We start from the raw sequence: 9081 nt of genomic DNA on the forward strand, positions 1-9081 counted from the left end.
TTTCTTCCGCAAATCGGTGCTTTTGCCGAAGCATCGAGTGCTGACAATACCTTTTTAGGCGATTTTAGTGATCATAAAGCCTATACCATCGGCGCAAAACTCAGCTGGAACCTCTTTAATGGCGGGGTAGACAACAATACTCTTGAAAAAGCCCGTATTGAAAAGCTCAAAACAACCACTCAGGTCGAACTCGCCAAAAAAGGGATTGCACTGCAGTATGACAAAATCCGCACTGAAATCGATAGTTTAAACTCTCAAGTCAAAAGCTTGAAAAAAGAGCAAGAGTTAGCGGATCAAATCTACAAAAACTACGAAGGACGCTATCATGAGCACCTCGTATCGATGAGCGATGTCATCATCAAACAATCACAACAAATTGAAAAAGTACTCAATCTTCAAATGGTTAAAAATAAACGTAACGAGCGTATTTTTGCCCTCGAAAAACTTAGCAACGGAGTTAAATAATGAAATTTTGGATTACTACCCTCGCCCTTTCTGCTACCCTCAGCGCTGCAGGACTTACCCTCTCAGGAAGTGTTATCAGCGATAACCAAAAAATGATCACCAGCCGTAACATGGGATTCGTCACCAGTGTCAATGTTTCAGAAGGTTCACGTGTCAGTAAAGGACAGCTCCTCTATACGATCGATTCCAAAGAGATCGATTCCGCCAAAACACAAGTAGAAATGGGGATCGCTCAAGCGGAACTTTCCCTTCAAATGTACCAAAATCAGTACACCAATCTCGAACTTAACCTTGAGCGTAACAAGCGTCTCTTGGCGCAGGATATGGTCTCTAAATATGAGGTTGAAAATCTCGAACTCGCGAAAAAGAATCTCAAAAATATGATTCACATCGGTGAGCGCCAAGTGAACCAAGCAAATGCACGCCTCAAAGAGGTCAATAATCAATACAACTATCTTAGAATCACCGCTCCCAATAGCGGTGTTGTCGTTGCCAAAAATATCAAAGTAGGTGAGATGGCGATGCCGGGGATGCCGGCGATTGTCTTATCGGATTTAAATGCGTTGAAAATTGAAGTAGAGGTAGCCGAAAATAATCTCAAACTCGTCCCTATCGGCCAAAAAGTGAAAGTTTCAATCCCATCAGTCGGTTATGTTGGTATCGGACGGGTAAGTGCTATCATCCCAAGTTCCAATCCAATGACGCATACCTTTAAGATCAAAGTGTCGTTCAGCGCTAAGCAAACCGTTTATCCGGGTATGTACGCTACCGTCGACATTAACTAGGAGTCCTTATGCACGCTCCCCATACCTATCAACCTACCGACTCTGCCGGAAAGCTCGCTAAAGGTTTTTTGCGTAATCCGCTCACCCCGATTCTGGGGATTTTCCTCCTCGTAATCGGCTACATGGCACTCATGCTTATGCCCCGCGAAGAGAACCCGCAAATGGTGGTCAGCGGTTCGACCGTCATTATCGCCCTCCCCGGTGCCACCGCCAATGAAGTTCAAAATGTTATCGTTAAACCCCTAGAACGCAAGCTCAAAGAGGTCAAAGGGATCGAACACATTCACAGCATGGCCATGGATAACGTAGCCGTTATCAATGCCGCTTTTTTCATCGGTGAAGCCAAAGAGGATTCTAACCTCAAAATCTACGACAAAATCATGCAAAACATGAGCATCCTCCCAAAAGGGGCAATGCAGCCGATTATCAAACCGCTCGATATCGATGTTGATATCCCGATCGTCTCCGTTGCCTTTTACTCCAATAACCCGAAAATGGATCCTACGGTTTTATACGATCATGTTAAAAAGATGCAGCACCATATCAATGGTTTGCCCAATGTCGCAGTTACCGATATCAAGGGAGCTAAAAAACATCAATATAACGTTATGGTTGATATAAACCGTCTTAGCGGCTACAATCTCTCCTTGGGTCAGATCGTTATGGCTACTCAATCACTCGCCTATAACGTCCCTGAAATAAAAGGGAAAAGCCAAGACAACCAAATCGTTATGATCGGTGTGCGTAATGCGATCGAGAGTGTCGAAGACGTAGGCAATATCATCGTTGCCCAGTACGGCGGTTCGGCGATCTATCTTCGTGATGTAGCAACCATCACTGCCGGAAGCGACATTCAAAACTTTAAATCAGCACTCGTAACCCTCAAAGATGAAAGCGGTAAATTTTCTCCCCTTAAAGATCAAATCACCCTCACCGTCTCTAAACTTCAGGGGACAAACTCGGTTATCATCGCCGATGCCGTAAAAAAAGAACTCGAAAAATACAAAGAGCAAATGAAAGCAGAGGGGATTAACTACGTTATTACCCGAAACGATGGAGAACGTGCCGATGAAGCGGTTAATGAGTTGGTCTTTCACCTCATCCTCTCCATCGTTATTATCGCTATTTTGTTGATTTTTGTACTGGGATGGCGTGAATCATTGATCGTTACCTTTACCGTTCCGGCAATTCTTGCTATCACCCTCTTTATCGCCTACATTACAGGACAAACGATTAACCGTATTACCCTCTTTGCCTTTTTGCTCTCTCTGGGACTTCTGGTCGATGCGGCTATTATCGTTATCGAAAACATCCATCGCCATTTCCACGCACCAGGGGCGGCTGATCGTGATGCAGATGAGCTGATGATCGAAGCAACCGATGAGATCGGGGCACCTACCAACATCGCTACACTCGCCATTATCCTCACCATGGTACCGATGGCTTTTGTCGGACAGATGATGGGACAGTTTATGAAACCGATTCCGGCCAACGTTCCGGTTGCTCTTGTCGCATCCTTGTTTGTCGCCTATATTTTTACCCCGTATTTGGCGGTACGATTGCTTAAAAAACCCGATCACAACTCAGAGGCTCACTAATGTATCAAAAGTTTGAAAATTATCTCAATACACTCTTGAGTTCCCCGGCCAAGAAAAAGAGAGTTCTTTGGGGAACGCTAGCCGCTTTTATCTTCTCAGTTGCTCTTATACCGACAGAATTTGTATTGGCAAAAATGCTACCGGGAAAAAACAACGATACCTACAGCGTCTACATCGATTTAGCAAACGGTAGCTCCATTGAGCAAACCCGCCAAGTAAGTGAATGTGTTGTAAGCATCTTGCAGCAAGAAGAGGAAGCTCTTGACGCTGAAGTCTTTTTAGGGACCGGTTCACCACTGGATTTTGCAGGTCTAATCAAAGGGAGCCATTTTAAAAATAACGAAAATGTTGCTGAAATCGTTGTCAATCTTACGAAAAAGCATGACCGAAGCGAACCCTCTTACATGATGGTTCAACGTCTTCGCCCGCTCATCCAAAAAGAGTGTGGCAATCTTTACGCGCAGACCAATATAAAATTTGTTGAGCCTCCTGCAGGCCCTCCGACAATGGCGGCAATCGTAGCTGAAGTGTATGGAAACAACAGCGATGGAATACGTCATCTAAGTAACCGGGTCCAGACCGTTTTTCAAAAAACCGAAGGCCTTGTTGACATCGACATCATGCAAGATGAGATTTATGACAAATTCGAGGTGCAAGTTAATACCGACAAAATCACCCGCGCCGCTTTAGATGTGAAACATGTGAATGATATCTTGTACCTTGCGTTTGAGGGAATGGGTATCGCGGTTAAAAACTCTCAGAGTGCGAACGATCAAATCCCGATTTTTCTCACCTTAACCCCAGAGAGTAAAAAGTTTGCATCCCGTGATAAACTCGCTATTGAGATGAAACTCTCTTCCCTAAAACTCCTCAACCAAATGGGAATGATGGTACCCATCACTGAAGTAGTGACGATCGTAGCGGTCAAATCTAATCCGATGATTATGTCTAAAAACCTCCATCAAATGACTAATGTCGTTGCTGAAACCGATATGGTGTCGCAAGTGTATCCTCTGATGGATGCCCGTAATGTTATTTTAGATACCTTTAGCGACGAATATGAAATCCATAAAATCGGTTTGTTTAACCTCGAACTGATTGATAAAAAAACCAAAGAGCGCTATGAGCTTTTATGGGATGGAGAGATGGAAGTAACCTTGGATACCTTTGTAGACCTCGGTGGAGCTTTTATTGCGGCACTGATCCTCATTTTCTTACTCATGGTCATTTACTATAAAAGCTTTGTCATCAGCGGTATCGTATTGCTCGGAAGTTTCCTCTCGATCATCGGAGTTATCGTAGGGCACGGAATAGTTGATCTATTTACCGCAGACACCTTTTTCCTGACAGCGACCTCTTTAATTGGTTTTATAGCCCTCATCGGAATCAGCTCACGCAATTCACTTTTGCTGATCGATTTTACCAAATCACTTATGCTCGATAAAGGGATGCATAAAAAAGAGGCGATTGCGTATGCCACCGCTACCCGTGCTAAACCGATCTTTTTAACCGCAGCGGCAATTATTCTCGCATCTACCCTCTTAGCCAGTGATGCCGTGTTTGGAGGGCTTGGAGTTTCTCTTATTTTTGGTACAATTGCGGCAGTTATTTCCTCACTCATTGTTGTACCGGTTCTGATCCATAACTCTGATCTGGAACGGCATTTTAATTTTGAAGAGCGTAAAGCAGTATCGATAATGGAGCCTTGATCAACGTGTTTACCCCAATCATCCAACTATCTACGAATGTTATGAGTGATTTACAAGAAATTGCAAATTCTCGACGCATTCCGCTGGATGATCTTGACTTCGATCTTCTCTCGTATACAACACATTACAAAGGAACTATCGATGAAGAGTGGCAATCTTTAGATGGAGATGATCTTTTAGCAAAAACCACCGAAAGTGAAATACGTTCAGCAATTTTTTTAATCCGCCAAGAATATCAACTCCGTTTTCGCCCATTCAAACCCCACCCCTATCTTGATTTACGTTTTAGTATCGCAAGTGATAAATACAAAACTAAAGTAGTAGCGATCATTGATCCCACCTCCACTATCCCTCTTAAAAAAGGGATACAAGAGTGGATCAAAAATACGATCATCAACAAGCAGCTTCGGCATGGTTTATTGATTGGCTTATACGATCAAAATTTGGACAAAGAAATCAATCGGTTCCTTTTAAAGATACAAAAAGAGGGGGCGATCAAAACTCCTTATCGTCTCCCTATCGGAGAATTTTTCCCTGCAATAACACCAACAAATGATTCGATTATCTTACATTTTAAACAAAATAAAGAATCCAAAAGCTTTATTGACGGTGTTGAACCGGGAGAACTTATTTTAGAGTACCTTTTTCCTAAACATGGACGAAACGGCAGAGGGTGTGATGGTTCCTACATTGAAGTACCGGATCCAACAATTAGGTATGCTTCCTATATCGTTATCGATGAAGAGACCATTTACACCGAAGAAGATAGTGATAGTATCCGTTTTTTTGCTAAAGTCTCAGGATTTGTTGAACGTAAAAAAGGGGCATTTACCATCTCTCAAGAGTTGAAACTCGATACTGCAAATTTTAAAAAAACGGGTTCAATCGAAACAGGTATCGATAAAAATATCTCCCTAAAAGTAAAACGGAACATTGCTTCTGAAGATTCAATAGGTGTAGGTGTCAACATTGATGTTCAAAAACTCGACGTCAGCGGTACCGTTGGCGGTAATGCAAAAATTCAAGCATGTGAAGTCAATATCGGAGCACAAACGCATCGCGATTCACAAATCAATGTTACGGAAATAGCGACTATCCACCTTCATCGTGGTAACTTAAAAGCCAAAGAAGCGAACATCGTAATTTTAGAAACAGGAAAAGTTGAAGCCGATATCGTTCGTGTCAACAAAATGGTCGGAGGCGAAATCATTGCCAGAGAAGTTCATATCGATGTTCTCTATTCAAATGCACGGATTAATGCCCTTGAATCGATTACCATCGGATTGATCGAAGGAGAAGGAAACAACCTTATTATCAATCCCCACGCCATTGAGAGCTATCACGAAAAAATTGCTGTGCTTGAGAGCGAGATAAAAGAGAAAACTTCCCGTCTTCAAGTTGAAAGCAAAGAATTCATCTCTCGTCAAATCGCTTTCAAAGATAAAAATGCCCGTATTAAACAAATCCAGCAACGTGTCATTGCCGCACAACAAAATGGTGCAGATGTGATGAAAGCGGATATGGTACGTTTGCAACAATATAAGGCCGAAGCTGAATCACTAAAGACTTCTCATGAACATCTTAAAACGTCGGAAGAGTATCTCAACACACTAACACAGGATCTCTCAAAGCTCTACGAAGCTGACTTACATGCTAGTGTAACCCACAATGGAACCTATAACGGAAAGACGCGTATTATTTTCATTGATCCGAAAACACATCAAGAATACGGCATTACCCCGCAGGGAAAAGTGACAACCATCCGTCTGCGCCAAGAGGGTGATGAGAAAAAAATTCTATTAGAATCCTAAAAAAATCTAACTGCTTAAAAATACCTCTAAGGGTTTTAACTCTTTAGGGTAAAACTCTCTCATGAAATTATCCGATGTAACGCTAACTACCCCTTATTTATCCCTCGATCCGATCTTCTACCATGAAGTCGCTCCGACTCCTCTGAAAAAACCTCATCTCATCAGTATAAACTCCGATGCCGTTTCGTTGCTAGGGCTTGATAATAATACACTAGATCCGAAAGAAGTCGAATCTCTTTTAAACGGAACCTTAACACTCAAAGGCTCCCGTCCCTATGCAATGACGTATGCAGGTCATCAGTTCGGATATTACGTACAACGTCTCGGAGATGGCCGTGCCATTAACCTCGGAGCTATGAACGGATGGAATCTTCAGCTTAAAGGCTCAGGTGTAACCCGCTATTCCCGCCAAGGAGACGGCCGCGCAGTTTTGCGTTCTTCGATACGTGAGTATTTGATGAGTGAGGCAATGCATGCGCTAGGTATCCCCACCAGCCGTGCATTCGCTATTATCGGTTCAGAAGAGAAAGTAGCACGAGAGGCTTGGGAGAGCGGTGCGATTGTTCTGCGACTCTCCCGTTCATGGATACGGTTTGGAAGTTTTGAGTATTTTTTTCATACTAACAAACATCAAGAGCTCGAAAAGTTAGCTGATTTTTTACTTCATGAATCGTTTCCACATTTAGAAGGTGTTGAAGACTCTTATCTCAAAATGTACAGTGAAATCGTGAAGCGTACCGCAGAGCTGATGGCACAGTGGCAATCGGTTGGTTTCAACCACGGTGTCATGAATACCGATAATATGTCGGCCATCGGTATCACCATCGATTACGGCCCGTTTGCCTTTATGGATACCTTCGAGAGCGGTTATATCTGCAACCATACCGACAGCGGCGGGCGCTACAGTTACGACAACCAGCCACGCATCGGCTACTGGAATCTGGAACGTCTCGCCCACGCCCTCTCACCGCTTATTACCCAAGAAAAGCTCAAACATGAGTTGGAAAAATACGGTGAATATTTCACGGCAAAATTGTTGGAGCTTTTAGGTGCCAAACTCGGTCTTGATACCTCAGAAGAAAATGACAGTGAGTTATTTCGCTCTTTATTTACCCTCATGGAGAACGGACGCATCGACATGACCCCATTTTTTCGTCATCTTAGCCGATACGATCAAAATCGTGAGCAATTACTTGCACTCACCCTTGCACCAAACCAATTAAATGAATGGTGTGATCGATACGATACACGTTTAGCACTTAACACGACAACAACAGATGCACGTCACCAACGTATGCTCCGTACCAATCCCAAGTATGTCCTAAAAAACTATATCCTCCAAGAGGCGATCGATAAAGCTGAACAGAGAGATTTTACGCTTGTAAACGATCTTTTGATGCTAGCTCAAAATCCGTATGATGAACATCCAGAATTTGAACGTTATGCAGGGATTACCCCTCAAGAACACACAAATTTGAAACTTAGTTGTTCGTCATAAAGAACAATCTGAGTGATCTTGCCAAAATAGTTTATTTATTCATCATATTTTTGTAATCAATTTGTAATCTACAAAAAAGTGATTATTTTTTGATCATTATTCCTGCAATTTTTTTTTCATAGCTCTTTATACTGTCATCATACAACCTAAAACTTTGTTTGGAGAAGTTCCCTTATGCAACAAAACCACCTCATCAGCTATATGTCAAATGTTCAAAATTTTGAAAAAAACATGAATACCCTCTCAGGTAAATGGGACTTATTAACACTCTTAGGATCAATGTCCAATATCGGTATGGATACCAGTGAAACGCGTAAAGCATTTGAAGACTTGCTTGATGAACCGCTCTTACGCTTGATCGAAGAGACCTTCAACAAAAGTCTAAATGAACTTGAATCCAAAGCCCAAACGGCTATTGATATCTTGATTCGTAATCTTTTCGAACGGACGGCAGACATCGGTTTTCTTGCAACGGATGATGATATTCGCGATTATCTCCTCTTTTTACACTCAACCGATCTCTCAGTTTCAGAGGAGATGCGTGAGATTAAAATAAATAAAAAAGAGGCCCTCACCGAACGCTTTAGAGAATACGTTGCCAAATACAGTGTTTATGAAAATATTATTCTTCTCGATACCAAAGGGAAAGTACTTGTACAACTCGACCACACCAATCCGATCAGCTATTCAAAAGATCCTCTGCTCCAAGAATCGTTGCGTACCTATCAAGGGTATGTCGAAACCTACCGACCAAGCGATCTCACACACAATAAACCATCCCTCATCTACTCCTACCGTGTCTGTAATCCAGAGAATGAAGAACCATTAGGGGTATTGTGTCTCATATTTCGGTTCGAAAATGAATTGCAAAGTATTTTTAAAAAACTTACCCGAGAAAATCCCTACATTGCCCTTGAACTTCTAGATTCAAACGGAGAGGTAATTGCCTCGTCTTCGACCCATCATGTACCGGTAGGATCGTATTTGGATCCACGCAATAATGAAGATCATCAAACCTACTACGCCGGTTTTGAATACCTCTACAAAGCGGTAAAAACGTCAGGCTATCAAGGGTACAACGGTTCAGAGTGGATCGGACATGCAATGGTACCGATCCATTTGGCATTTCGTCCCTCTTCACGCCCCTCATTTCAGAAAAACACCCTCTTTGATTCTGTGGCTAATGCAAAATCCTTTTTCCCGCAAGAGCTGAAA

7 protein-coding genes are annotated in these 9081 nt (G+C 42.5%); all 7 read left to right on the forward strand.

Annotated elements, in window-relative coordinates; translation table 11 throughout:
* On the forward strand, positions 1-465 hold a 465-nt coding region (locus PHR02_RS09610; protein WP_299991550.1), incomplete at its 5' end, for a TolC family protein.
* Complete coding sequence (locus tag PHR02_RS09615) at positions 465-1250, forward strand: efflux RND transporter periplasmic adaptor subunit (protein WP_299991553.1); 786 nt, start codon at positions 465-467, stop codon at positions 1248-1250. The genes PHR02_RS09610 and PHR02_RS09615, both read left to right, overlap by 1 nt.
* A gap of 8 nt (positions 1251-1258) precedes the next feature.
* Complete coding sequence (locus PHR02_RS09620) at positions 1259-2848, forward strand: efflux RND transporter permease subunit (RefSeq protein ID WP_299991556.1); 1590 nt, start codon at positions 1259-1261, stop codon at positions 2846-2848.
* The gene (locus tag PHR02_RS09625) at positions 2848-4557 is read left to right on the forward strand and encodes an efflux RND transporter permease subunit (protein WP_299991558.1); all 1710 of its coding nucleotides are present in this window, start codon (positions 2848-2850) and stop codon (positions 4555-4557) included. The genes PHR02_RS09620 and PHR02_RS09625 overlap by 1 nt, the downstream gene beginning before the upstream one ends.
* Before the next feature lie 41 nt (positions 4558-4598).
* Positions 4599-6368, forward strand: a complete 1770-nt coding sequence (locus PHR02_RS09630; RefSeq protein WP_299991560.1) for a flagellar assembly protein A — start codon at positions 4599-4601, stop codon at positions 6366-6368.
* A gap of 61 nt (positions 6369-6429) precedes the next feature.
* Positions 6430-7866 carry a protein adenylyltransferase SelO gene (locus PHR02_RS09635; RefSeq protein WP_299991562.1) on the forward strand — a complete coding sequence of 479 codons (1437 nt, stop codon included), beginning with the start codon at positions 6430-6432 and terminating at the stop codon, positions 7864-7866.
* Positions 7867-8040: 174 nt separating this feature from the next.
* A partial coding sequence (locus PHR02_RS09640) for a cache domain-containing protein (protein ID WP_299991564.1) occupies positions 8041-9081 on the forward strand: 1041 nt, incomplete at its 3' end.

This window comes from Sulfuricurvum sp. (assembly GCF_028688295.1).
In the GTDB taxonomy this organism is placed as follows: Bacteria; Campylobacterota; Campylobacteria; order Campylobacterales; family Sulfurimonadaceae; genus Sulfuricurvum.